Origin of the sequence: Leptospira koniambonensis, from assembly GCF_004769555.1 — a bacterium.
In the GTDB taxonomy this organism is placed as follows: Bacteria; Spirochaetota; Leptospiria; order Leptospirales; family Leptospiraceae; genus Leptospira_B; species Leptospira_B koniambonensis.
Map to the genome: position 1 here is coordinate 1,593,562 of NZ_RQFY01000004.1, position 25,933 is coordinate 1,619,494.

A 25,933-nucleotide genomic window follows, 5' to 3' on the forward strand; every position below is an offset into this window, starting at 1 on the left:
AATTTTTCTGTTGACATAGGAAACAATAAAAAGAGATTTTGTTTCCTATGGGTGGAAACAAAATATACCATAAATGTTTCCCGTTGGATGTTATGCAACACAAACAGAATCAGGCAACCTTTCGCAGCGTACTTTACTTAGGCATTTTTCTAAGTGCTCTTTCTATCTCGGGAGATAATCGAGATGATTTGGAGAAAGAAGGAGTTTGGACAACTACTTCTCTTATCCGTTATTCTTTAGAGAATTCAGTTCAGGCAAAGATGAGCCGACTGGATTTAGAAAACTCTGAATATGATTGGGAAAAGGAGAACGGTAAATACAATTTTATCGGGACCTTAACCGCTAATACTCAAAAGACGAATAACTTACCTTTACCTCAATACACTTTGCAAGGTAGAGAGATCACAAGTAATACACTCTCAGCAGGTGTATCAAAAGTTTTTAATACAGGAACTACTGCAAGTTTAACTGTCTCGGATAACCGTTACGAGACCGATGCGGGAAAAAGACCGGAACAACAAGGAACAATCGCACAACAATTCGCTCAGCCAAGCCTTCACTTTGCAAATCTTGGTTTCACTTTGAAACAAGAATTACTGAAAAATATTTTCGGATACCAGCAAAGAAGATCCTTGGAGATAAGCAGAAGAAGTTCTGCAGTCAGAAGGCTGGACGCGATGAATACTCTCTCCAGATCAGTGGTCCAATCCTTATTATCTTTTTGGAATCTATCCTTAGCAGACGAAAATCTTAAAACCGCGGAACTATTAGTCAAAAGTGTGAAGAATGTAAAAGATATTACTTCTTCTAAAGTGCGTATGGGAGTCGCAGAAGATTATGAGTCCGGACAATGGAATGCACTTTTGATCTCTGCCGAGAATCAACTCAGACAAGCAAAATTGGAAAAGGATAGAGTTCGTAGAGACCTACTTGTTTCTCTCGGAAAAGATCCTGAAACTAAAGCAAATTTTTCCTTAATTCTGGATGATTCTCTTCCTTCTCTAGGCGCAGAAGACTCAGAAACGGAAGAAGCATTCCAGCATAGATATGATTTCAAAAGTATCGCATTACAAAAGCAGAATGCTGGAACAGCACTTGAGATCTCCAAAAACGGATTATTACCTTCTCTTTATGTGAGTGGAACTTATAATTCTCGTGAATACGATCGTAATTTTCCTCAGAGTTTTGATGGAATTGGGAGCGGTAGATTTACCCAAAATTCCGCAGAGATTAAAATGGATTATCCTCTTGGGAATGATACAGCAAGAGCAGAATATAGAAATTCTTTAACACAAAGCAGAAAACTGGATCTTCTTTTGGATCAAACAAAAGAGCAGGTCAAAACTGATATAAGACAAGGATTACAAAAGATCAATACTACTCATGAGATCTTAGAAGAATCTAAAAAGAATCTCTCTCAAGCAGAGAAGTTTTACTCGGGCATTCTGCCCAGATACAGATACGGAAGAGCCACATCCGTAAATGTTAAGAACGCATTAGACCTAGTAGCTCAAGCTAGATATGGACTGATGCAGGCAAAAGTGAATTATAACTCGGCGCTAGTACAATACGAGCTCTCTAAGGGAACCTTATTCCGCAAATACGGAATGGATGCTGAGGAAGTTCTGAACCAAAACACCGGAGACCAAAAATGAATTTTGCAGAACTATCGATCAAACGACCGATATTTATTACCTGTACGGTTCTCATCATTCTTGTTTCGGGATATCTTTCCCTGAACAAGTTGGGTGTGGACCTTTTTCCTAACGTAACAATCCCGGTGGTCACAGTGACTGTGCCTTATCCGGGAGCGGCACCGAACGAGATCGAAACTCTGATCGCAAAGCCAGTGGAAGACGAACTTTCCACTATCTCTGGAGTGAAAAGGATCCGCTCTACCTGTAGTGAAGGATCTGGAACGATTATCCTTGAGTTTACCTTAGAGACCGACGTGAAATACGCGGAACAACAGGTAAGAGATAAGGTCTCTGCAGTAAAACCTAAACTACCGAATGATATCAAAGAACCTATCATTAGAAGGATAGATCCTGCGGATCAGCCAATCATCATTCTTGCGTTGAATGCAAACTTGAGTGAAGCGCAGATCTATGATATCGCTAACGAAGAGATCAAACAAAATCTTTTAACTGCTAAGGACGTGGGAAATATCACCATCTATGGCGGACGTAAAAGAGAGATCCATGTTGAGTTAGATAGACAAAAATTAAGACAACATATGATCCCTGCTTCCGTGGTTTCCAATCGTTTGGCTTCCGGTGGAACGAATATCCCTGCAGGTAAAGTGAGTAAGGCTGATTCTGAATTAGTATATAGAACTATCAATGAATTCAAATCTCCTCAAGAGATCAGAGACACTCCAATTTCCTTATTCGGGAACGAAGTTCCAGTCAGGATCGGACAATTGGGAGAAGTAGTAGATACTTTAGAGGATGAGAGCACTCGCGCGTATTTTAACGGTAAAAAGGCAGTCTTCTTGTTGGTGTTCAAACAATCAGGTTCGAATACAGTTGCTGTTGCCCAAGAAGTAAAAAAACGAATTGAAGAACTAAATAAGGAACTCGGAAGAAGAGAAGGTGGCGCGGTTCTTTCTATTGCAAATGATAACTCCATTCAGATCGACGATAATATTTATGATGTAAAAGAAACAATCATCATTGGTATCGCGCTCACGATTGTAGTCGTACTTTTGTTTTTGGGAAGTGTAAGATCAACGATCATCACAGGACTTGCATTGCCTAACTCACTTTTAGGTGCATTCATCTTGATGGCGGTTGCAGGATTTACTGTAAACGTGATGACACTACTTGCATTAAGTTTAGCGGTCGGACTTCTTATAGATGACGCAATCGTGGTCCGTGAAAATATTTTCCGACATAGGGAGATGGGTAAAACTGCAAGAGAAGCGTCTACGGAAGGAACTAAAGAAGTAACATTAGCGGTAATCGCGACCACAATGACTGTGATTGCAGTATTCTTACCGATCGCATTCGTGAGTGGAGTTGTAGGACAGTTCTTAAGAGAATTCGGACTAACAGTATGTTTTGCTCTTTTGATCTCTCTTTATGATGCGCTTACAATCGCTCCAATGTTATCTGCTTATTTTGGTGGAAAAATTTCAGGATCACATGCACAGGCAGGCCATGGAAATTCTTCACAAGAATTCTTAAGTGTTCCTACAGATGGAAAGAAAAAGAAGAAAAATTCTGAAACCACTACTTTAGAGGAGATTGCATTCTCTAAGATTAGAGCACAAGAATCTCCGAAAGGAATTGTTTCCAGGATCTTCTTTGCTTTATTCGAGCTATTGAAGTTAGTATTCAAAGTTTTAGGAAGAATTCTTTCTCCAATAGAGAAGGGATTAGATGGCGTCTTATCCGGATTTAACGTATTTCAAACTTGGTTAGAAAATATTTACGCAAGTGTTTTGAAATTCACCTTAAAACGTCCGGTCTTTATATTAAGTAGTGCGGTTTTGATCTTTGTTGCTAGCTTAATGCTAACCAAATATATTCCTAAAACATTCTTACCTGCACAAGACCAAGGAAAATTCCAGGTCACCTTGGACATGCCTCCTGGCACTTCTGTACATAAAATGGCGGAGATTGCACAAGAAGCCTATAAAGAGATCTCATCTCATAAAGAAGTTAAATTGGTAGCTATGTTCAATACGAACAGGACTGCGACTATGTTCGTGGAGATGATACCAGCGAAAGAAAGAAATATGAACACTTCTCAGTTCAAAGATCTTCTTCGTAAAGAATTGGAATCATTCTCTTACGCAAACCCTATCGTAAAAGATGTGGATAACGTGGGTGGAGGACAAAGACCTTTTACTTTAGTTGTTAGCGGTCAGAACGGAAAAGTTGTAGAAGAATATTCCAGAAAACTTTTCGAAAAATTAAGAGAATCTAAAGCACTTCTGGATGTGGACACAAGTTATAGAGCCGGTGCTCCAGAATTCAGAGTCGTACCTGATCGCCAAAGAGAAGTGTTACTTGGAATTCCAGGAACCGTTATCGGAACAGAATTAAGAACCTTGGTAGAAGGAACTACTCCTGCAGTCTATCGTGAGAATGGTGTGGAGTATGATATTCGTGTTCGATTGAAAGAAGGTCAGAGAGATTTGAAGGACAACTTCTATAATTCTTTCGTTCCTAACTTTAATAACATGATGATCCCGATCCAAAACGTTGCGAAGGCAGAAGAGACAACAGGTCTTGCAACCATCAACCGTATGAACAGGAACCAATCCGTTGAGATCTATGCGGATGTAAATCCGGATGGACCTGGTATGGGTGGGGCAATGGAAGAAGTAGCAAAACTTACACAAACAGAATTGCCTCTTCCTCCAGGAGTTCGTATCGGATATACAGGACAGGCTGAGAACTTTAAGGAGATGGGAACTTCTCTTGGAATTGCTATGGGACTTGGGGTATTGTTCATCTACATGGTTCTTGCATCCTTGTATGAAAGTTTTATCACACCTATTGCGATTATGTTGGTTCTTCCTCTCGCACTTTGTGGAGCGTTCATCGCTCTGTTCATAACCCAAAAATCCTTGGATATATTCTCCATGATCGGGTTAATCATGCTCATCGGAGTGGCCACAAAGAACTCGATCTTACTCGTAGACTTCACGAACCAGCTCATACAAAGAGGTGTTGAAATGAAAGAAGCGATCATAGAAGCGGGAAGAGAACGTCTTCGTCCGATCTTAATGACGTCATTCGCATTGATTGCGGGTATGGCTCCAATTGCGATTGGATTAAACGAAGCTTCCAAACAAAGGACAAGTATGGGTGTCGCGATCATAGGCGGATTGATCTCTTCTACCGTACTTACGTTAGTAGTGGTTCCGGCAGCATTCTCTTATATAGAGAAGTTGAACAATCTGGTCCGTAGAAATTCTCCGGATCCGGACGCACGATAATTATCATGGACTTCGCCGAGAAAAAAAATAGGCTCCGAGTTTTACTCGGGGCATCTCGGGTCTTTCAACGGAAAGGTTATGCGAAAACTAGAATGGAGGACCTTGTAGAAGAGTCCAAGATCGGAAAAAAGGCCTTATACGAATATTATTCTAATAAGGAAGAAGTTTTAAAGGCCGCTGCCGAATATAGACAAACCAAGGCTGCCTTTAAACTTAAAAGAATTCGAAACAACCAAGCTCTGGACTTCTCTAAACGATTCGTGAAGATGAGAAAAGAGCTACTGGACGTTTGTAGACCCAGCCATTTTGCATTATGGAAGGAATTGCAGGATCAAATTCCAGAAATATGGAGAATGGTGAAGGCGAAAAGGGTCCAATTAATAGATGCTGAAATTGAAAGCTTCTTGGAAGAGGGGAAAAAATTAGGAGAATTCAGAGCGGACTTGAGGCCCGACTTGTTCATCATGGCATTAATCGCGTGTTCAGATGCGATTTACAAGTGGGAACAAAACCCGACCGAGCGTCGGGCCAATATATCCGAACTGGACAATATTTTTCTTTATGGCATAATACGCAGAGGAAAGGAGACGTTAAAATCGTCTTGAGATTGAAAAATCGTTTCCTAAGCGGAAGGGGGATAATAAAGTGCACAGCGCCGTGGAACAAGAACTAACCCAAGAGAAGGACGAGGTCCGTGAGAGAATATTTGAAAAATCGTTTGAGCTATTTTTGCGATACGGTTTTGCGAAAACTCGAATGGAAGAGATCGCTCGCACTCTTAGGATAAGTCGTAAAACACTTTATAAACATTTCGCCAATAAACATGAATTGTTAAAAGAAGTGATGACTGATAAACATCTCAGAATTCACGGCAGGATCGAAGGTATCTTCCAAGATCCAGACAAATCCATTAAAGAAAAGATCCAATCAATGAGAGGCTGCCTCTCTTCCGAAATCCCTCACGGAATGAACGAATTTTTAAGAGAGATCCGTGACCAGGCACCTGATATTTGGAAACAAATCCAGTCTCTAAAAGAAAAAAATATAAACAGAACAATGAGAAAGATGATCGAGACTGGCATCAAGAACGGCGAAATTCGTTCTGATGTAAATCCTGATATCGTACTTCTTATCCACTCAGCAGCTTCTGAAGCAATGTTTGATCCAAACTTCTTAGCACAGACCCCATATTCTATTCGAGATCTGGTCCAAGAGTTAGATAATATTATCTTTTACGGGATCGTAAAAAGAGACGATATCTAAGTAGGAAAAATTTTCACTTTTGATCGTATTCTTTTTTTTTACTGGATGGACCTTATCTTCAATATTCTTATTTATTCTTTTTAGTAGGCTTTCTGGTCCAAGAAGGATCGGTACTGCTCTCTTATCTGCAACTACCCCCTTGTTATATATGGGGATTATTTCTTTTCTGCTTACTATTCTTGGAATTTATAGCATAGAGAAAATTACTCTTTCCTTATTTATACTCTCTGTTCTTGCAGTTATATGTATATTTGCTTTTAGAAATGCAGAGATACGTAAATCACCTCGGCTCGAAATTAAAAAACCAGAACTTATATTTATCATCCTATTCTCCTTGGTGGCCTTGTATCTATATGCAGGATTTCCCACTTGGTATTTGGATGGAGGAAGGGACCAGGGACAATACACAATCTTCGGAGTAGTGATCTCCAAAACTGGCGGTCTAAATTTAGAAGTACCGGATTCAAAATTGATACGAGAGATATTCGAAGATTCAGTAATGGTAGATTACCAATCCATTGCTTCCGAATTCAATCTAGGACTTTCTAATTCCGAAACGTATCGTTCTCCTAGATTTTTTCATGTATTTCCTGCATATTTAGCGATTGGTTATGATCTGTTTGGAATTGGTGGTTTACTTCGTGTCAATGCAGTCTTCGGATTTTTTTCAGTATTCTTTTTATATTTAGTGATCAGAAGGATATCGGATCCTTTGTCTGCGTCTTTGATTTCCATTTTATATGTTTTGAACTCTTCACAACTTTGGAATATAAGATCTTCCTTATCTGAAACAATTTCTCAATTTTTAATATTATTTACTGCTTACCTAATCCAGATATTTTTTAGAAGAAAGAGCCCGGTCCCTATGTTTTGTATTGGGTTGATCTTTGGGATCAGTTCATTTACTAGAATAGATAGTTATGTGTATTTACCAGCTTTGGTATTGTATTCAGGATTCTTATTAATATTTTTTGAAAAGTATTTTAAAAATATCTTATATTTTATCTCTGCATTTCTCCTGGTAAGTGTATTTTCATTCATTTATGGATACTTTTACGCCAAAGTGTATATTTATCATTTATGGGAACATAAATTCCTACAAATTATAGGGATTGCTTGTGCTTTATCATTATTTCTTCTTTTGATAGAAATTGTAGTTTGGAAAAAGGGATTTTCTATTCCACTTCGGAGTTTTTTCGAAAAGAATAAAAGAACATTAAGAATTTCTGTTTTATCTTTATTAGTCCTTGCTGGGCTGCTTGCCTATTTTGTAAGGCCTATGTTTTTATCTAAGGTTCCTGAGATAGCAGCCGCTAAATATCTTACATTTCATTCTTTATCCGTGTTTTTCTGGTACGTTCCTTTCTGGTTATTTATATTTCTGATTTTCACTTTCGATCTATTTATTTTCCGAAAGAAATATGTTAGTTCTTCTTTTGTATTTTTTTTAGGGTTCTTTTTACTAATTATTTATTTGTTAAACCCAAGCATAAGACCGGATCATTTTTGGGCTTCCAGAAGATGGATGCTTTTTTCTATTCCATTCGCGATTATAGGATCTGTTGTAGGGATCAGAAATATCCCGAACCTAAAACAGAGTTTTAAAACAGCGCTGCTCGTAATTCTAGCCGGAACTGGAATCGTTTATACAATTTGGAGATCTAAACTAATCATTTTTCAATCAATGATGGAAGGGTATGAAAATGTGTATGAGACATTCTCAAGTTCTACTCCTTCTGAAAATTCATTTTATTTTACTACGAAAAGACAAATTGCAAGTCCTCTTAGATATATATATGGAAAGAATGTATACCTAATCAACGACTCCGAGGAATTTTTACAAAAAGTCCCTAAATTACTCTCTTTGGGAAAGAGTGTATATATTATCCAAAATGGAATACTAACAGGAGCTGATCCTTATTTAAAATTCACTCATACAAAAGATTTGGTCCTGAAGGGAAATTTTCCTGCAGAATCCATCCAGAGATATCCTGAATTCCTATATCATAAAAACTTAAATCTACAAACTTATAAACTGGAGATCTCTCAGGCAAAGGTTTTGCCAGAACCAATTCAATTTGATTGGATTCCTGCAGAAGGTGGATTTTTTTCCAGGGTAGGGGAAATCGAGTCAGATGGAACCATTTCAGCAACAAGACACCAAGGACCTTTAGTTTATGGACCTTTTCTAATATTGCCAAAAGGAAAATACTCAGTAGAGTTCTTCGGTGATAATTTGAGCCATGCTAAGTTTGATGTGGCTTATAACGGAGGTTCTTCATATTTATCTCCTGAGGAAAAAGGAGAGAATCCTAACTCTAAAATGCTAATATTTGAAATTACAAACCCAGTTATAGATGATGTTGAATTTAGGGTATTTGTGGAAGGAAAATCTGGAGTTCGCATCCGTCGAATTTTTCTAAAAAAAATCTAATATATGAATATTAGATGTCTTTAAATTTCCCCCCGTTGATACAATAATTAGAGCCTGAAAAACTCATTTTATAATTTGTTAAAGGATTCAGAATGAAATATATATACTTACATCTAATACTAATATTTCTCACTTTTAGTATTTCCGCTGGAGATAGGGAGAAGGGAGAAAAATGCACAGCAGATATCCAATGCGGTTTTAAAATGGAATGTACTGGAGGAGTCTGTACTAAAAAATCAGAATTTGATTACGGAAGCGGAAAATCCGGAAACGAATGCTCTTCGGACGCAGATTGTATCGGTTCTGGATCCTGTGCCAGAGGAACTTACGGTAAAAAATACTGCACTGGCAAATAGATTGGATAGAATTCCAATCTATAATACTGTAAATACAGTATTTAGGTGAGATCCCAGGGATAGTATGGAAATCCCTGGGACAAATATTGATTAAAGGTCATCAGCTACTTTGAAGGTGTTTACGATCGGAACCTTCTAATAATCTTAATTTCCCCAATTCAGTTTTGATCTCATCTATCGATAATTCTCCTCCTCCAGAACTTTCGGAGATAGATTTTAAGATAGGCTGCAATTTGGAAGCTTCTTCTTTGGAAACAGAGATCCCTGATTGCATTAGAATTTCATAAATTGCAGATTTGCCTGATTGGCTTGTGAATGCGATCCTATCTCCTTCCGGTCTTCCGATCAAATTTGCATCGAAGGCGCGATAGGCTCCCTTCTTCATATCTTTTGTTTTAGAAACTCCGTCTTGGTGGATCCCACTTCTATGAGCGACCACGTCTTCTCCAATCAAAGGAGCTTTCTCTGGGATAGGAACTCCTGACATACGAGAAACAATGCGAGAAGTTTCATAAATTGTTTGAAGATCCAAATCCACTTTAACACCACAATTATGAAGTGCGATTGCAACTTCGTAAGTGTTTGTGTTTCCTGCTCTTTCTCCCAAACCGTTTAATGCGGTTTCCAATTGAGTGGCTCCTGCAAAAAAACTTTCCACAGTGGTGGCTGTTGCCATTCCCAAATCGTTATGAGTATGAACTGAAATTTTACTTCCTTGGGGCAATGACTCTGCAACTTTTCGGACCATTGCTACAAACAAATAAGGTCTGTATCTTTCTACAGTATTGGGAAGATTTACTACATCTGCGCCTGCATCCAAAGCTGCTTGAAAAGCTTCCACAGCAAAATCCATATTCTCCAAAGAATCTCCGAAATGTTCTCCTGAAAATTGGACTTCTCCGTAATTTCCCGCCAGTTTTCGTGCGTATGAAACGGATCGTATTATATTTTCTTTAACTTCATTCTCGGAAATTCCTAGTACGTTCCTGATCGTAAAATCGCTGATTGGATAAACGATATGAATTCTTGGACGAGGTGCTTTTCTGATCGCTTCCCAAGAAAGATCTATTTCCTTCTCTACAGCTCTGGAAAGACTGGAGATCGCTATATTCTCCGGAGCCAAAGAAGAAAGATAAGAGCAAGCTTCAAAGTCTTGTTTACTCGCGGAAGCAAATCCAACTTCTATTCCTTGCACTCCTAACTTTACGAGTCTCTTAAATATGATCTCTTTTTCTTCCAGATTCCAAGGTTTACGTAATGCTTGGTTACCATCTCTCAATGTAACATCCATGAAGAATGGAGATACAGGTGGAGTTTTCAAACCCTGGCCGGGTATGATCATATCTTGGATAGAAGGATATTGTGTTGCGATAATCTCGCCTGGTTTTTGTTCCATTGGGCACTCTCTTTTTCCGGCTCAAGCGAGAGATTTTGCCGGGAATGGCCCTAAAACAAAAAACCCGCTCAGAGGCGGGTTTTTGCACACGCAATTTTCCGTCCTCTCAACTCCAAAGAAGGAGTAAGAGGAGACCGAGCATATTAGCTTGGATTAAATTTTGCGCCATACTTACCTTTAGACTCGGTAAATTAGAAAAAGAAGTCAAGTATAAAAGAAAAAAATTGGGCGACTCCTCGCTTCGCGAGGCCGCGCTGCTACGGGCTGCGCTAGCGCTTCGGTCCTTCGGACTTCCCCTGCGCATCACTGTCGCGAGTTATAGATCTTCTTCTCTTTTCAGAAAGCTCCAGATACCGCCTTGCTCGAATTGTTTCTCTTCCAGCAATTGTTTGAGTTGGAGATATTCTTTTTTGACCTGATCTGGGATACCAACGATCTCTAGTTTACTGAAAGTTTCTCTTGCTTCTTCAAAACGATTTGTTCTTACATAACAAATCGCTAATGCGTATAGAGTAGGGGAATCTGCGAGTTCCGATTCGGGAAGATCCTTAAGCAGATCCAATGCACGATCAAATTTAGAAGCGCCTGTATAAACAGCGGCCAAATTCTTTTTGGCAAATACATCACTTTCATCTAATTCTAAAGCTTTAGAAAGATGGAATTCTGCTTTAGGTTTATCTTTTTTACGAGCGAATAGAACTCCAAGTCCAACCCAGGCCTGGACATGTGCTGGTTCCAAACGAATACATTCTTGCAGCGCGGACTCTGCTGGGGACATTTCGCCCAATTGAGAAAGGCACATTCCTAAATGAAAGAATGCGTTAGGATTATTAGGCTCAGACTCTGTCCAAGAGATCAATACGGATTTAGCAGAATTAGAGTCCCCTTTTTTCAGCGAGTCCAATGCGGTTTTCAGTCTTGGATCCATTCTTTTTCCATTTCTTTTCTTCCTTATGGATACGACTATCTTTTTACCCGACTTTTTCGCTGGACAGAAATTCTTTCCGGGGTTTCATAGAGGTGTCGGACTTACTATGAATTCATTCTCTAAATATTCTATTATACTTTTTGTATCTGCTTCTTCATTGCTTATATCTTGCTCTGGAGCAGAAAAGAATAGTCCTGAAATTCTGTTACCTGCTTCAGGGGAACAAAGAGCTGAAATGCCAGTACTCGTCCAATTCGAAGATGATTTGGAGTATGATGTAAAAACTTTGATGGCGACTTTCGCTACTGGTGTTGAAGGTAAAGACAGAAGACTAGATAGAGAATATGCAAAATTTCCAATTTTAGTCGGAACAGGTGCTAGATCCAAAGAACTGGAATTAGAAGGCACAGTCACCAGAAGAGTTTCTTGGAGTAAATCCGAAAGAAAAGAAGTTCTGATCACCATCGAAGGAAACAAGCTCACTCATAACTGTGGTTTAGGGATCACTGATAAAACTTTAGGATCGGCAGACTCAGCTAAAAAACCGTTTAGATCCGTTCGTTTATTTTTTCAAAGTACAGGAGTGAAAGATGCTCCTCGCACTGGAATTGCCTGGGTTGTTGGATTGGGAACTTACTTACTCTATCCATTGATCTATACTGGTTTCGTGGTGGAAAAGATGGATTGTGGATTGGTTCTCGAAGGTTAGATCATAATTTTGCTTTTCTAATTCGTCTAATAGGAAGAATATAACAGAAAGGAAGAAGAATATGCCATATATGGCTGTCGGATCTCGACAAATTTTATATTCAGATTCTTCGGCTCCTGCTTTAGTAGGAGACCAACCCAGAGATATAGCTTCCGTTTCGGATAATGCTGTAGTGCAGACACAAACAGCTGTGGTTCCGCCAGGCGGATTGCCTCCTCATTTGGGACAGTTCCTAGATTCTACAGTTTAAGGACATCGATGTACAGACTTCTTTTTTCCGTTTTACTCCAATCCTTGGTAGTAGTATTCGTTTTTCCTCTGATTGATTCTGGATTTCGTGTCAGCAATCAAGTCTGGGACGTAATAGTAATCGTTCTATTTTTCGGATTTTTAAATTTTGTTTTAAGATGGTTTCTGGTCCTCGTCACTTTTGGCGTAGGATATCTGGTTTATCTTTTAACCTTGGGAATTGCAGGTCTTGTGGTAAATGCAATCGTTCTATTCTGGATCGCTAATATATTTCCTGATAAAATATTCGTACCTGGTTTTTGGGCAGCTTTCTGGGGAGGAGCGATCCTAACCTTGGCAAACTACGTGGCCAAAAGAGAAAGTCAGGAAGAATATTCCAGATCAGATCGTAAAAAGAAAAAGTCCCATTAGATTTTCCGAATGATTCGAGAGATCCAAGCAATATTCAAAAACGATCCCGCAGCCAGAGGACTGGAATTTATACTCTATCCGGGATTACATTCCATTTTACTACATAAGTACATTGCATATCCTTTATATAAGATAAGATTAAAATTCCTGGCACGATTTGTTTCCCAGTTCAATCGTTTTCTGACCGGGATAGAGATCCATCCAGGTGCAAAGATTGGCAGTGGACTATTTATAGACCATGGAATGGGGATTGTAATCGGCGGGACCGCGGAAATCGGAGACGATTGTATTTTATTTCACGGAGTTACCTTGGGCGGAACAGGAAACCACCAAGGAAAACGTCATCCTACTGTGGGGAACAATGTGCTTATTGGTGCAAGGGCAACAGTTTTAGGCCCGGTTCATGTTGGCAATAATGTGAAAATAGGTGCAGAAGCAGTGGTTATCGATCATGATATTCCGGATGATTGTACTGTGGTGGGTGCTCCCGGTAAGATCGTGAAATTAAAAGGGAAGAAGGTTAAAATCCCCCTTAAGAAGACCAAAATAGTTTAGGTTTTTATGATGCTTTTTAACTCAGAAATCATTTCTTCTTCTAATTCACTAAAATATTTAGGATCATGGGTCATCACATAAAATTGTGAATTTCCCTGGAATAATTTCAAAAATAGTTCTGCTTTTTTTCTGGAATCAAAATTTGCAGGAAGTGTGAGAGCTTTTTTATGCTTTTCAAAATAATTTTCTAAACAAGAGATCCAAGATCCGAGTACAGTAGAACTTCTTTCTGCAAGATCTGGTTCAGGTTTATCTAGGCTTCCCATAAATCGAGCAAGAGGGCATCCAAAATATTTTCCTGATTTGACCTGCTTTTTTAAAAGAGCCATCCATCTATGTACGAACTCTTCTGGAGTTTCGGATTTTTCCATCAGCCTTTCCCAGCCGACTTGAAAATCCCTACCTTGGCGCTCTAAGTATTCTTTCCCCAGATCTTCTTTGGTTTGGAAATATCTATAAAAACTTGCCTTATGGGATTCTGATTCATCGATCACCTGGTTGATAGATGTTCCAGCATAACCTTGAGAATACATTAGGCGAACAGCAGTGGATGCTATCCTTTCGAAAGGTCCTTCTGGCTGTCCCAGTTCCGGTTTTCGTTTGCTCATCGGACTAAAATAAAATGATAGACTAACTGGTCTATTCTATTTTTATAAGGTCGATTGCGGATAGACTGATTGGTCTATTGGAGGAAAACCATGCAACAATTGCTATTCTCTAAAAGAAATCGGGTAGAATGGGTAGAAGTCCCTGATCCCAAACTTTCAGGACTTAACCAGGCATTGGTCCGTCCATTGGCTGTTGCCAGATGCGATCTGGATCTTCCAATTTTAAGAGGACAAACATTATTCCGTCCTCCCTTTCCTTTAGGACATGAGTTCGTAGGAGAAATACTAGAAACAAGCGAAGAATTATCTTCCCTATTTCCTAAAGGGACTCGCGTTGCTGTTCCATTCCAAATTTCTTGCGGACATTGTGCAAATTGTGAAACAGGTCTGACTAAAAGTTGCAGCACCGTTCCTCATACGAGTGCTTACGGAATGGGAAAAGGTGCAAAAGAATTTGGTGGAGCGATCTCTGACTCTGTTTTGATCCCTTATGCAAAAGAGATGTTGATCCCTTTTTCTAATAAGACTGATCCCGCAGCGATCGCAAGTATCAGTGATAATATTGTAGAAGCATGGAAGTTAGTCGGTATACATCTAAAACAAAACAAGAATAGATCCGTTCTTGTTTTGGGAGGTTTTGCCTCTAGCATTGGATTGTACACTGCAGCTCTCGCAAAACATATGGGAGCAGCCGACCTTGTATATGTAGACACAGATAAAAAACGTCTGGAGATCGCTGAGTCCTACGGAGTGAAAGTGGAGCAAGTGACTTCTTTTCCTAAAAGTTTTGGTAAGTTTGATATTGTAGCAGATGCAAACGGAAGTTCAGAAGGTTGGGATTGTGGCCTTAGATCTTTAGGAATAGAAGGTGAATTTGGATCCGCTTCTATTTTCTGGACCAATAATATTCCGATCCCTTATTTAGAATTATATAATAATGGAGCAACAATCCGTTTAGGAAGAGTAAGATCCAGAGAATGGATCCCTGAAATTTTGAGATTAGTAGAAGAGGAAGGTTTCGATCCTTCTAAGGTCACCACACGTAAAGCATCTTGGTCGGAAGCGGCGGATGCTTTCCTGGAAGAGGAGACTAAGTTGATCGTTGTGAGATGAAGTACATTGGATTTGAAGGACGGGGAGACTCGTCCTTATTTTTTTAATACTGCCCAATCGACCTGAAATAATCCCCTAAAAGTCCATCTACTTCTTCATAGGAAGAATACCCTTTGGTTAAGATACCTCTATCTAAACCATCTGAAAATACCAAACAAGGAAATCCGGTTACACCTAAAATATATCCGTAGTTGAAATCATTTCTGGTTTCTAAAAGGGTTTCTTCTCTATAGTATAATTCTTTAAATTCATCTAATGGAATAGAAAGTTCGGAGGAAATCTCCGCATATGTTTCGAAACTACTTGGATCCTTTCCTTTGGAGTGAAAACTCTCGAGTAATTTATCTAAAAAAGCAAAAGATAAATTTGGATTGATCCTTTGTGCAGTGATGACTGCTCTGGAGCCAGGTTCAGAATCATATTTTAAATTTCTATTTTGGAGCAGATCGTAGTGGAAACTTCTTTTAGAGATCCTTTCTACTTCCTTCCAAAGGTATTTTAGTTTTTCAGTTACTTCTTCACTGAACTGTTCCACTTCAGGTCCGTATTTTAATCCACCAAGCACTAATGTGAATTCAATCTTGTCCGAGTATTTTTCTCTGATCTTTTGGAAAATAGGGGAGAAGCCGTAACACCATGCACATATTGGATCGGCTACGTATAGAATAGAATGTTTGGTATCCGGGCGTTTGAATTCAAGGCTCACAGAGAACAGAGATAATTCTTCTTTTATCTTTTCCAACTAAAAAAGGCGGGAACATGTCCCGCCTTCCATTCCTTTTCAAATAGGAGGATCCTTTTTAGATTTCGTTCGGGTGTTTGACGTAGTAGAGCGACAGCCACACTACCCCGAAAAGTACCCCCGCGTAAGCTAGGATCGCAGTTACGATGTCAATCATAGGAAGAACTGCTGCTATAGGTGTAACTTTAGTCGCAGTAATCTTCGTAGCTTCACCAAGAATTAGGAAGAGACCTCCCAATCCGATTAGGTGATAGCGATTCATCGCATCCTTGGATACTCGGGCAAACCGGGCAAACACAGGAACAGCCAAAAGCGCTAATGCGAAGATGGTCACTGTATCCATGTTCATACCTCCTTAAGATACTAGGTTAGACCGATAAGGAGGTTCACACATTTCACTTAAGTTAAAAAATTATTTTAAAAAAATGTCATGTAATATAACGAGTGATTAATAATAGATTTAGAGCTATAGTTCTTAAGGGTTAAATCATATTTTTATTTTATGTATCACGGAAGTGATAGTTTCTGCCGGAATGTAAGATGGCATATTTAGTACATTATAATATTTTAAAGTATTGTAAGTTTTTGTTTAAGTGTAGAAGGTCCGTTGTAGCGGATGCTCAGTGATACCGGGCCTTCTTCTTTTCATCGAATCGTAATCTAAAGGTAAAATTTTTTTTGGACCGGAAAACGGCGTTAAGTATGTTCGAGATTCAGTGGACGTATTATCGTACTATTTAGAAACCTACGAAGCCTGTAGAAAGGCCTTCTTATCTTATAAAAAACAGCTTAAATCTAAGTTTGAACGTTTTGACTATGAATGTCTGGAGATCCCAAAAGATGGGGGAGAGCTGGATGTTTATTATTTAGGAGAGAAGAAAAAGCCAGCAAAACGTCTGGTAGTCATGAGTTCAGGCATCCATGGAGTAGAAGGATTTGCAGGGTCTGCATTCCAACGCAGATGGATTGAGGAATTCCTACTCGATGATAAAAGCCCTTACAAACTTCCCAAAAATTCAGACTTTCTCATTTTGCATGGGATCAATGCGCACGGTTTCAAAAACTTCCTAAGAGTGAATGAAAGGAACGTAGACTTAAATCGTAACTTCGCATTAAAAAGAGAGAAGCTGCATAAGAAGTTCAAAAACAAAAAATACAGAAAGATCCAAAGTTTCTTAAATCCAGGTTCCGAGTTCGGTAATTTTTTATTTGAATATGTCTTCTTCATTATTCGGTTTTTGGGAGTGTTGATCCGCTTTGGCGCTAAGTATGTTTTGGATGCTGCAGTAAACGGGCAGTATGAATTCCCTAAAGGGATCTATTATGGCGGTAGAAAACCAGAGCCTGTGGTCCGAGTTCTAAGAAAGTATTTTAAAAAAGTTTTAAAACCTTATGATCGAATTTTGATCTTGGACTTCCATACAGGTTATGGGGCGAAGAATGGACTGAGCTTAATGCATAATGCTGAAAACGGTTCTAAGACGGATAAAAATCTCAAAAAAGTTTTCGGTGATTTCGGCCTGCTCTTAAATGAGGGAGAAGAGGATTTTTATAGAACCTCTGGAGATTTTACAGACTTCTTTGGAAAAGTTTTAGGAAAAGAAAAGGATCTATTTCCTCTCACAGTTGAGCTCGGGACTTTCGGAAATTTGAATGTGATGGGCGCTATCCGAGGAAGTTTCTTGATGATCAGCGAAAATCGAATTCGTTTCCATGGATCAAAATCCGAATCAGAAGCGGATAAAGTAAGAGAAGAATTTAAACAAATGTTTTATCCGAATCGAGAAGATTGGAGATTGGCCGCAATGGATCATGTTTTTGGAATTGTTCCGGAAGCAATTACCAGATTTTCTAAGTTATAATTCTATAAACTGCTTGAGTTGAATGTAAATTGCGGCTGTAGATCTTAAACTCTGTCTACGATCAATAAAGTAACATCATCTTCAAAATCAGATCTATGGCAGTAGGTCCTACACTCTTTGATCAAACTTTCTGCGGCTTCCGCTGAATGTGACTGAGAATAATTTCTGACTGCTAGAGTAAGTAAGTCTTCGCTATATCTTCTGGTTCTGTCAGAGTTAGAATGTTCTGTGAGTCCATCTGTGTATAATACCAATCTATCTTGTGGTTGGAAAGCAGTTACATATTCTTCGAAGAATAGGTCTGGGATCACTCCGACTAATTTTCCTTTTGTTTCTAGATGTAAGGAATTTCCTTCTGATCTTCTGTAAAGAATTGGAGGATTATGACCAGCATTCGTATAAGACAATGTATTTGTACCTGTATGTACAATTCCATAAAAAGCGGTTAAGAAATTCCCTGCTAATTTATTATACAATGCATAGTTGAGTGCAGTGAAAAATTTAGAAGGGCTTCCTAATGTTTCCGAGTCGAAAGTATTTACTACAGTATGAATGACTGTGGCCACAACAGCTGCAGAAAGTCCATGCCCGGAAACATCTGCGATGAGAACAGCGCTTCTGTTCTCATCTAATTTTAGAATATTATAAAAGTCTCCGCCAACATTATCATAAGGGATATGTTGTACTCCAAATTCCAAACCACCCACATAAGGAAGACTAGAAGGAAGTATCTTATGCATTACTTCTCTTGCACGTTTTAGCTCTCTATCAGTATCTAAAACTTTATGGAATAGATTTGCGTTTTTGATAGTAACACTCAGCCTGTTTGCGATAGCGCCTAACATTTCTAGATCTGCATGAGTGAATGCAAATCCTGAGTATTTATTATTTACGCTGATAACTCCCAATAATTCTCCCCTGAATAGTAAGGGAGCCGAGATCAAAGAGTTTGCTTCGAATTTATATTTAGCACTTTTATCGTATCTTGGATCTTCGTCCAAGTTTTGAATGAGTAGGCTTTGTTTTTCTTTTGCTACCCAGCCTGAAATTCCTTCTCCGTAAGGGACTTGTATATTATGGATTGCGTCTTCTGGGATTCCTCTGGCAGCAAGTACTCTTAATACTTCCAAAGTAGGGTCTGCTAAGTAAATGGTTCCTGCTTTTGCTTCTAAGAATTCGAGTACCTTGTCTAAAAGCCAATTTCCTAATTCGTTGATACTCTTTTCTGCGACTGTTAATTTTTCGAATTCGTAAAGTAGTCGGAGCTCTAACACTCTTTTTTTGAGAGTTTCGTGAGCCTGAGCATTTTTGATTGCGATTGCGGCCATCTCGGAAAGTGAATTGAGCACCTCTACATCGGAGCTTTCAAAACTTCTGTTGTCTGATTTGTTCAGGATTTCAAGAGTCCCGATAACTTTGTCCCCAATATATAAAGGAACACATGCAAGTGATCTGGTCCTAAATCCAGTTTTTTGATCCAGAGCAGGATTGAATCTTGGGTCCGTATATGCGTCTTCAAGTACGATTGCTTTTTTTTCTTTTGCTACCCAGCCAGCGATTCCCTGTCCAGGTTCCAACCTTGCATATTTTTGGACGATCTCTCCTTTTTCACCCAAGGCAACTTCGCAGTATAAAAATCCGTCCTTCTCCTCTAAAAGAAATAGGGAACTTGCTTCCGCTTCCAACAGATCTTTGGAATACAGCATGATCAAAGGTAGAAGTTGGTAAAGGTCCAGATTGGCGTTTAGGATCGTACTCGTATTCAGTAGACTTTTGTATTTTCTGGCTTCCGAGTCAATTATGGACATAGATGGGGCAAGACTCTCATGGATCGGCGAGTAAGTCAACGGATTGTCGTTTTCTGTCGGAACAAAATGTGAGAAAGGCCTTTTTTTGGAGGAACTCCTACCCTTTTTTTCGGTCGGATATATGAGTCTGGCAATGGAGTTCGATTTGCAAAGGTTAGTGATTTTTCTCAGTGTTTTTACGGTAATTCTTTTGATAGGATATTCTTATGCGACCAGTCGTTTGATCGCACCTTTCGAACTCGGAACTTTTCAGAAGGTTTCTCTTTGGATCGGAGTGGTCTTTCTGGTCCTTCTCACCCCTAGTGCTTATCTATTGAGTTTATTTTTTAGAGAAACTGGCTGGCAGAAGTTCTGGGCCTACTCCGCATTTACCACTTTGGGATTTGCAACCATTCTTGTTTCTTTTGTTGTCTTCAAGGATCTGGGAAACTTGGCTTGGAAAGGTGTTATTTATCTTTCGGACCTTCTACAATCCAAAAGTATTTCTGTCGCATCAGCCGAAACAGAGGCATTATTCGGATCAGAAAGATTTGGAAGAGGGGATTTTTTAGCAAGATTCTCGTCCTTTGCACTTTTGGGACTCGCAGGTGGATTAACAGCCTTCGGATTCTACCAGGCTAAAAAAACTCCTACCATTAAACATGTGAAGATCAAGGTAAAAGATCTGCCTGATGGTCTCCACGGTTTTAAGATCGTGCAACTTTCTGATATTCATATTGGGCCAACAATCAAAGGGAATTTTTTAGAAGGAGTAGTATCTAAAACAAATTCTCTGGAGCCTGATATAGTCGCAATCACTGGAGATTTGGTAGATGGAACGGTAAATATGCTGAAACATCATGTTTCTCCACTGAAAGATCTGGAATCTAAATATGGTACATTTTTCGTGACTGGGAACCATGAATATTATTCTGGAGTGATTTCCTGGATCAGAGAATTAGAAGATCTTGGGATCAATGTATTATTAAATCAGAATAAACTAATAGATCATAACGGAGCGAAGATCGCTGTTGCCGGCGTAACAGATTATAAGGCTCATACAGTTATCCCTGGTCATAGGACAGATCCTAAACAAGCTTCTCTCGGAACCGAAAATGCTCATTATAAGGTTTTACTTGCTCACCAACCAAATTCAGTTTTTGAAGCTGCTAAGGTAGGATATAATCTTCAACTCTCTGGCCATACTCATGGGGGACAATATTTCCCCGGGAATGTGTTTATTCATCTATTCCAAAAGTTTGTGGCTGGTTTGAGTAAGTGGGAAGATACTCAACTTTATGTGAGCAGAGGTACTGGATATTGGGGACCTCCTTTGAGAATAGGAGCTCCTTCCGAAATCACTCTTCTCGTTTTGGAAAAACAGTCTTAGAACTTTATTGACATTCTGATCTTCCCGGGCTCTCTGTAGGGAATCCGGGATCCAGAATGATCAAAAAAATTTTCAGTTCGATTGCCTTATCCGTTTTCTTATTTTCCAGCTACTTCTTCTTTTCTAATTGTTCCAAACCAAAGCCAAAGTCCAACCCCGAGATCGAAAGATTAAAACCCAAAAAAAAAGCAGATGATAGGGATCAGGATTCTGATATTTCTTCCAGAGAATATTTTGATGAAGATGCAGATGGTAAACCTATCGAAAGAAAACCGGAGCCTAGTCCAGGAATTAGCTTAAGATCTTTTGCAAGTGGTTCTTCTGGATGTAAAAAAGGAAATTGTAAAAACGGAGAAGGTGTCTATGTATATGATACCAAAGACGTTTACTCAGGTAGATTTTCTGGAGAGATGAGAGAAGGTTGGGGGACCTTAGCTTATTCTGATGGAGATAGATACGAAGGCAATTGGTCCGAAGATAAAAAATCGGGTGCTGGACGTTATGTGTTTCGAGATGGATCCGTCTTTAGCGGATCATTTACAGCAGAAGGTAACGGGAATGGAAAGTATACCAAAGCAGGTAGAACTGCAAGATGCAGATTAGAGAACAGAAAGCTATTCTGTAAATAATCCATATTAAACGATAATCCTTTCGGATGAGTTTAAACAAATATTAATAAACGATTGTTCGATTATATTAGATCTCTTTTTTACAAGAGGTCTTGCATTTCAAAAAAAGAAAGATAGAATGTTCCATCGCAGGACGGAGGTCCTTATGGAAAGTTGGCATGATTGGTTAGAGACTCATCGGGATTGGTGGATCGATATGGTCCGCGTATATTTGGGCGGTGTTTTGGTGTATAAGGGACTTGCATTCCTTGCAGACACGGATGCTCTTATTCGACTCATGGAATTAAATAATGCTCCTTATGCTTCTACATTACTAGCTCATTATATAGTGATTGCTCACATTTGTGGTGGTTTGCTGCTGATGGTAGGACTTCTGACTAGATTCTCCGCGATTTTACAATTGCCTGTACTAGTCGGGGCCGTTTTGTTCATCCATGCAAGAGAAGGTTTTGTATCTGCAGGATCAAATCTACCTTACGCATCCATGATCCTACTTTTACTTTTACACTTTTCGTTGTATGGGTCAGGTCGTATCTCGGCTGATTTTTATATAGAAACACATAAGAGTGTTTAAAAGAAAATTCGTTAGCTCTTTATAATATTCAAAGAGCTAACGATCTCATTTTGATATCAGACTGGTTCAGACACCTTGTCTAATAAGCCAACCCAGTCCGTTCTTTCAGGTTGTCCCGGTTTTCTTTTTCCAAAAAATTGAACGATCAATTCTCCATCTGCATCATATACTTCGATAGAGTGGATGACTCCGTCTTTAGAAGGTTTATCTACGATATAAACTTTAGAGATTAGATCGGATCTTAAATGAAGATTGAATTCAGGATCCAGAACGTTCCACCAAGATTCTAAAACCTTAATATTGGTGACTTCACCCGTATGGATCTGGATAGATCCTGGATTTCCTACAAAAACCATGATAGGACTTCTGTCCAAGGATGCCATTTCCAACATCCTTAATACTGCTTTGGACTCTACGGTTTTAGTAAATTTTCCATTAGCGATCTCCATGGATTGGATCCTGGAAACACCATATTTTTTTAATAGAGCGAAAAATTCATGGGTATCTTCTAATTTTCCCCAGTCGTTTAAGAACTCTTCTTTGGTTTCTGGGCTGATCTCTTTTTTCTCTGTGATAGCAGTTTCCTTTTTGTTTTCAAAAGAGAATAAAGGAGAGAAGTCTGGAGATCCGTTTTTAAATTCTGATCTTAATTTTTCCCAAGCAGATACATTCGATTTATCTGTAAGGAAAAGTTTGAACATTGCTTCTCCATTTTCGTTAAAAAATTGGAAAGATCTTTGAGTGGAATCTTGTTTAGGCTCTTCCACTGCAAATCCGAATTTCCAAATTCCTGGAAAGAGCCTTAGATCGATGTCTGCTCCGACTACTAAAATATGTCCAGGACCGGAACTTACTTTTTCGAATATTCCTTTTCGTTCATGTACGCAAGCCTCGTTACGAGTGAGGACCATTACATGTCCTAGTTCTCCGAATTTTGCGAATAACTCCCCCCAATTAGTTTGGAGAGAAGAAACTTGAGGAAATCCTTCCGCCTTGGAAATTTCTGAGGCGGCTAATAATCCGCCTTCCGATGTTTTGAGTTGGGAAGCGATCTCTCTCATTCTAAGACGAGGTTGTGTTTCTTTGATCTGTTTCCAATCTTTGATGATATTCTCGATTTCTAACGATTCAGCGATGGACATTTTCTTTGACTCCTTTAGCATCTATTGTATAGGGTAGGCCGTTTATTTTGTTTGGTTCTGCGGGACCTAGAGGGATTAGATAATGCCCTCCTTCCGGAAATGGAACTTTCTGAGTTCTTAGTAAAAAATGTTCTAAGACAAATTCCTCATCCAAAATATTTTCAGGAACTCCGTCTGCTAATACTTTACCTTCTTTTAATACTGCGATACGATCCGCGTATCTCAAAGCAAGATTCAGATCGTGAAGTATGCAGAGGACTCCTCTTCCTTCTTTACTGAGTTGTTTTGCTTTTTCTAATAAAGAATGTATTCTGTTCGGATCTAAAGAAGCGCCTGGTTCATCTAAAAGAACGTAACTTTCTCTTTGGGTAGGTTCTTTGTCTTGGACTAGGACTCTTGCCATCTGAGTCCTTTGTTTTTCTCCGCCAGAAAGTTTATTATAAGTTTGGAATCTTTCTCTTTCTCCCAAATGTACCGAGTGAAATGCATCTTCCGTAATCTGGTCTTCTAATGGTTTAGGAACTCTTAATTTGGAGCAGGACCTTCCCATTCGAACAATCTCATCTGCGATAAATGGAAAATGGATCTCTGATTCTTGAGAAAGAACACTTCTTCTAAGAGCTAAGTCTTCTGAATCATATTCAGACAAAGGGATCCCATCCAAAAGCACCAATCCTTTATCCGGAGATATTTCTCCTGAGAATAATTTTAATAAGGTGGATTTACCGGCTCCGTTTGGACCCAGCACGATCAAAAGTTCTCCAGGATATAAACTTAAATTGACTCCTGATAATAAGAACCTTCCACCTCTGGATAAGGAAATGTTTGATAATACTAGGCTCATCTGAATTCTCCTTCTCTACGTTTTGCTTGTAAAATTAAGAATAAGAAAAATGGACCACCAATACCTGCTGCGATAATTCCGATCGGAAGTTCAGAAGGGAATGCTATGGTGCGTGCTGTTAAATCTGCTATCGCAAGAAGAAGTGCTCCTCCGAATAAGGAAGCAGGTAATAATGTTTTATGACCTGGCCCTAAAACCATTCTTAGAATATGAGGAACGATCAAACCAACGAATGCAATATTTCCGCAGATAGAAATACTTACGCCGACTAAGAGACTTGCGAGAACGATGGTGAGATTTCGGATCCTTCTCACCTTGAAACCTGTATGAAAAGCTTCCGCTTCTCCTAGTGCCAAAGCATCCAGACCTCTGGCTAGTACAGGAAAGAAGAAGGTTACAAATAGAAGAATAGCACCCAATAGATAAATTTTATGCCAGCTTGCAACTGCCATACTTCCCAAACTCCAGAAAGTCAGATTTCTAAGTTGGGTATCATCTGCTAGATAAGATAAAAATCCTAAAAGAGACACTACAGTTGCATTTACTGCAATCCCCGCTAGCACAAGAACTAAGGAAAATCCTCCACCTTCTCTTTTGGAAACAACATGCAAGAAGAATGAAACAGATAATGCTCCACCAAATGCGCATAACTGTAATAAGAAACTTTCTTTTCCTCTTAGTTCAGCAGGGAAGAAAGTTAATATCTTTTCTGAAAATACGATCCATGTAGAAGCAGCTAATGCGGCCCCAGGACTTACTCCAATAAATCCAGGTTCGACTAATGGATTTCTGAATAATCCCTGGATACAAACTCCTGCTGAGGCAAGGCAGGCTCCAACTAACATAGATAATATGAGTCTTGGCATTCTCAAATTCCAAATTAAAATGGAATGTGGGACTTCCAACTCGGATAAAGAATCCTGTCCTGATACCAATACTTTCAGGATCTCTGCCGTAGAAAGTTGGATGGAGCCGAATTTGAGGGAAAGTATTCCTATTCCGAAAAGTCCAGCAGCTAACACGATATATACGAGGATAGGCGGGACTTTACGTCCTGTTTTTTTCTTTTTTTCTTCCCCTTTAGTTTTCATTTCAGGGGAAGAAGTTTCCGGAGAAGATACGATCATTTTTTATCAGGCGTTTTAGGATGGAAGCCTTCGAATAATTCTTCGAGACCTTGGCCAAGTCTTGGGCCGAAACCTAAAAGAACTAGATCATCTATTGCAACCACTCTGGATTTTTTTCCAGCAGGAGTATCTTTCACGCCTGGAAGTGAGAACACTCCGTCTTTTCCTCCAAGGCTTTCTAAACCTCTGCTTGGAATTAAGATGATATCTGGTTGTGCTGCGATAACTGCTTCGGGAGTGATCGGTTTAAAACCTTTGAATCCGTCTACTGCGTTGGTTCCTCCGCCGAGTCGGATCATTTCATCTGCAGGTGTGTCCGTTCCGGAAACTTGAGCGAGACTTGTTCCTCTATGATAAACGAATAGAACTTTCGGTTTGGATTTTAATTTGGAAACCTTCTCTGCAATTTTGGATTGTTTTTTGTGAATATCTTGCACAATCTTTTGGGCTTCTTTTTCGGCTCCGATCTCTTTTCCGATCGCAAGAATATTATTTAATGCAGGCTCTATTCCGGGTATACCAGGATAGATTATCACTTTTAAACCTGCGGATTTAAGTTGTTCGATTACTTCAGGAGGTCCTGCGTATTCTAATCCTAAGATCAAATTCGGTTTTAAAGAAAGAATTCCTTCTGCGGAAAGCATTCTCTGATAGCCTACTTTTGGAAGTGCCACTGCTTCAGGTGGATAAAGAGAAGAAGTATCGTTGCCTACGACTAATTTACCTTTTCCTAATGCGAAAACGATTTCGGAAACAGTTCCGTTTAATGTTACGATCCTAAGTTCTTTTGCCTCTGCGAATATAGTTGCAGGTAAACAGAGGAACAAAGCCAAGGTTATGAGTTTTTTCATATTGGTTCTCCC

The 25,933-nt window shown here is 39.2% G+C and carries 25 protein-coding genes; 15 read left to right on the forward strand and 10 right to left on the reverse strand.

All coding sequences use genetic code 11. The features are described from left to right. The first annotated feature begins 47 nt into the window (after positions 1 to 47). From EHQ52_RS11540 to EHQ52_RS11565, 6 genes are all read left to right on the forward strand, one after another. Complete coding sequence (locus EHQ52_RS11540; RefSeq protein WP_135615298.1) at positions 48 to 1,655, forward strand: TolC family protein; 1,608 nt, start codon at positions 48 to 50, stop codon at positions 1,653 to 1,655. Beyond that, complete coding sequence (locus EHQ52_RS11545) at positions 1,652 to 4,951, forward strand: efflux RND transporter permease subunit (RefSeq protein ID WP_135615299.1); 3,300 nt, start codon at positions 1,652 to 1,654, stop codon at positions 4,949 to 4,951. The genes EHQ52_RS11540 and EHQ52_RS11545 overlap by 4 nt, the downstream gene beginning before the upstream one ends. A gap of 5 nt (positions 4,952 to 4,956) precedes the next feature. Then, the gene (locus EHQ52_RS11550) at positions 4,957 to 5,556 is read left to right on the forward strand and encodes a TetR/AcrR family transcriptional regulator (RefSeq protein WP_135615300.1); all 600 of its coding nucleotides are present in this window, start codon (positions 4,957 to 4,959) and stop codon (positions 5,554 to 5,556) included. Positions 5,557 to 5,596: 40 nt separating this feature from the next. Beyond that, entirely contained in the window at positions 5,597 to 6,214 is a 618-nt protein-coding gene (locus EHQ52_RS11555; protein ID WP_100711008.1) for a TetR/AcrR family transcriptional regulator, read from the forward strand. 19 nt (positions 6,215 to 6,233) lie between these two features. Then, positions 6,234 to 8,648 (forward strand): hypothetical protein, encoded by a 2,415-nt coding sequence (locus tag EHQ52_RS11560; RefSeq protein ID WP_135615301.1) that lies wholly within the window; start codon positions 6,234 to 6,236, stop codon positions 8,646 to 8,648. 92 nt (positions 8,649 to 8,740) lie between these two features. Beyond that, positions 8,741 to 9,004, forward strand: a complete 264-nt coding sequence (locus EHQ52_RS11565; protein WP_135615302.1) for a hypothetical protein — start codon at positions 8,741 to 8,743, stop codon at positions 9,002 to 9,004. Positions 9,005 to 9,104: 100 nt separating this feature from the next. Here the strand turns inward: EHQ52_RS11565 and leuA2 are convergent, their stop codons facing one another. Then, positions 9,105 to 10,346, reverse strand: coding sequence for a 2-isopropylmalate synthase LeuA2 (leuA2, locus tag EHQ52_RS11570; protein WP_244244888.1), 1,242 nt, complete (start codon positions 10,344 to 10,346; stop codon positions 9,105 to 9,107). Between the two features lie 370 nt (positions 10,347 to 10,716). Further along, the gene (locus EHQ52_RS11575) at positions 10,717 to 11,328 is read right to left on the reverse strand and encodes a tetratricopeptide repeat protein (protein ID WP_208653476.1); all 612 of its coding nucleotides are present in this window, start codon (positions 11,326 to 11,328) and stop codon (positions 10,717 to 10,719) included. A 106-nt stretch (positions 11,329 to 11,434) separates the two neighbouring features. Here EHQ52_RS11575 and EHQ52_RS11580 point away from each other — a divergent pair, with 106 nt between their 5' ends. The 4 genes from EHQ52_RS11580 (at position 11,435) to epsC (ending at position 13,252) form a co-directional block, all read left to right on the forward strand. Beyond that, entirely contained in the window at positions 11,435 to 12,037 is a 603-nt protein-coding gene (locus tag EHQ52_RS11580; RefSeq protein ID WP_135615304.1) for a hypothetical protein, read from the forward strand. A gap of 61 nt (positions 12,038 to 12,098) precedes the next feature. Continuing rightward, positions 12,099 to 12,287 (forward strand): hypothetical protein, encoded by a 189-nt coding sequence (locus EHQ52_RS11585; RefSeq protein WP_135615305.1) that lies wholly within the window; start codon positions 12,099 to 12,101, stop codon positions 12,285 to 12,287. 8 nt (positions 12,288 to 12,295) lie between these two features. After that, the gene (locus EHQ52_RS11590; RefSeq protein WP_135615306.1) at positions 12,296 to 12,697 is read left to right on the forward strand and encodes a phage holin family protein; all 402 of its coding nucleotides are present in this window, start codon (positions 12,296 to 12,298) and stop codon (positions 12,695 to 12,697) included. A 9-nt stretch (positions 12,698 to 12,706) separates the two neighbouring features. Further along, positions 12,707 to 13,252, forward strand: a complete 546-nt coding sequence (gene epsC, locus EHQ52_RS11595; RefSeq protein ID WP_135615307.1) for a serine O-acetyltransferase EpsC — start codon at positions 12,707 to 12,709, stop codon at positions 13,250 to 13,252. Here epsC and EHQ52_RS11600 read toward each other — a convergent pair. Next, the gene (locus EHQ52_RS11600; RefSeq protein ID WP_135615308.1) at positions 13,249 to 13,860 is read right to left on the reverse strand and encodes a TetR/AcrR family transcriptional regulator; all 612 of its coding nucleotides are present in this window, start codon (positions 13,858 to 13,860) and stop codon (positions 13,249 to 13,251) included. The genes epsC and EHQ52_RS11600 overlap by 4 nt on opposite strands. A gap of 90 nt (positions 13,861 to 13,950) precedes the next feature. Here EHQ52_RS11600 and EHQ52_RS11605 point away from each other — a divergent pair, with 90 nt between their 5' ends. Then, on the forward strand, positions 13,951 to 14,973 hold the full coding sequence (locus EHQ52_RS11605; protein WP_135615309.1) for a zinc-dependent alcohol dehydrogenase: 1,023 nt from the start codon (positions 13,951 to 13,953) through the stop codon (positions 14,971 to 14,973). Between the two features lie 43 nt (positions 14,974 to 15,016). On the opposite strand, the gene EHQ52_RS11610 is transcribed toward EHQ52_RS11605, so the two are convergent. Continuing rightward, positions 15,017 to 15,715 carry a DsbA family protein gene (locus tag EHQ52_RS11610; RefSeq protein ID WP_135615310.1) on the reverse strand — a complete coding sequence of 233 codons (699 nt, stop codon included), beginning with the start codon at positions 15,713 to 15,715 and terminating at the stop codon, positions 15,017 to 15,019. Positions 15,716 to 15,773: 58 nt separating this feature from the next. Beyond that, positions 15,774 to 16,058, reverse strand: a complete 285-nt coding sequence (locus tag EHQ52_RS11615) for an LIC10816 family protein (protein WP_135615311.1) — start codon at positions 16,056 to 16,058, stop codon at positions 15,774 to 15,776. A 373-nt stretch (positions 16,059 to 16,431) separates the two neighbouring features. On the opposite strand from EHQ52_RS11615, the gene EHQ52_RS11620 reads away from it, so the two are divergent. Next, complete coding sequence (locus EHQ52_RS11620; RefSeq protein WP_135615312.1) at positions 16,432 to 17,577, forward strand: M14 family metallopeptidase; 1,146 nt, start codon at positions 16,432 to 16,434, stop codon at positions 17,575 to 17,577. Between the two features lie 44 nt (positions 17,578 to 17,621). On the opposite strand, the gene EHQ52_RS11625 is transcribed toward EHQ52_RS11620, so the two are convergent. Then, positions 17,622 to 19,385 (reverse strand): GAF domain-containing SpoIIE family protein phosphatase, encoded by a 1,764-nt coding sequence (locus EHQ52_RS11625; protein ID WP_135615313.1) that lies wholly within the window; start codon positions 19,383 to 19,385, stop codon positions 17,622 to 17,624. Between the two features lie 133 nt (positions 19,386 to 19,518). Here EHQ52_RS11625 and EHQ52_RS11630 point away from each other — a divergent pair, with 133 nt between their 5' ends. The 3 genes from EHQ52_RS11630 to EHQ52_RS11640 all read left to right on the forward strand — a co-directional run bounded on the left by EHQ52_RS11630 (position 19,519) and on the right by EHQ52_RS11640 (position 21,957). Next, entirely contained in the window at positions 19,519 to 20,754 is a 1,236-nt protein-coding gene (locus EHQ52_RS11630; RefSeq protein WP_135615720.1) for a metallophosphoesterase, read from the forward strand. A gap of 56 nt (positions 20,755 to 20,810) precedes the next feature. Next, a complete protein-coding gene (locus EHQ52_RS11635) occupies positions 20,811 to 21,383 on the forward strand; it encodes an MORN repeat-containing protein (RefSeq protein WP_135615314.1) in 573 nt (190 codons plus the stop codon). A gap of 145 nt (positions 21,384 to 21,528) precedes the next feature. Continuing rightward, the gene (locus EHQ52_RS11640; RefSeq protein WP_135615315.1) at positions 21,529 to 21,957 is read left to right on the forward strand and encodes a DoxX family protein; all 429 of its coding nucleotides are present in this window, start codon (positions 21,529 to 21,531) and stop codon (positions 21,955 to 21,957) included. Positions 21,958 to 22,013: 56 nt separating this feature from the next. On the opposite strand, the gene EHQ52_RS11645 is transcribed toward EHQ52_RS11640, so the two are convergent. From EHQ52_RS11645 to EHQ52_RS11660, 4 genes are read right to left on the reverse strand one after another with little or no spacing between them, the layout of a single operon-like run. Continuing rightward, positions 22,014 to 23,099, reverse strand: coding sequence for a hemin-degrading factor (locus EHQ52_RS11645; protein ID WP_135615316.1), 1,086 nt, complete (start codon positions 23,097 to 23,099; stop codon positions 22,014 to 22,016). Then, positions 23,086 to 23,943, reverse strand: coding sequence for an ATP-binding cassette domain-containing protein (locus tag EHQ52_RS11650; protein WP_135615317.1), 858 nt, complete (start codon positions 23,941 to 23,943; stop codon positions 23,086 to 23,088). Before EHQ52_RS11650 ends, EHQ52_RS11645 begins: the two co-directional genes overlap by 14 nt. Further along, the gene (locus EHQ52_RS11655) at positions 23,940 to 25,034 is read right to left on the reverse strand and encodes a FecCD family ABC transporter permease (RefSeq protein WP_244244846.1); all 1,095 of its coding nucleotides are present in this window, start codon (positions 25,032 to 25,034) and stop codon (positions 23,940 to 23,942) included. Before EHQ52_RS11655 ends, EHQ52_RS11650 begins: the two co-directional genes overlap by 4 nt. Positions 25,035 to 25,066: 32 nt before the next feature. Continuing rightward, positions 25,067 to 25,921, reverse strand: coding sequence for a heme/hemin ABC transporter substrate-binding protein (locus EHQ52_RS11660; protein ID WP_135615319.1), 855 nt, complete (start codon positions 25,919 to 25,921; stop codon positions 25,067 to 25,069). Positions 25,922 to 25,933 lie beyond the last annotated feature (12 nt).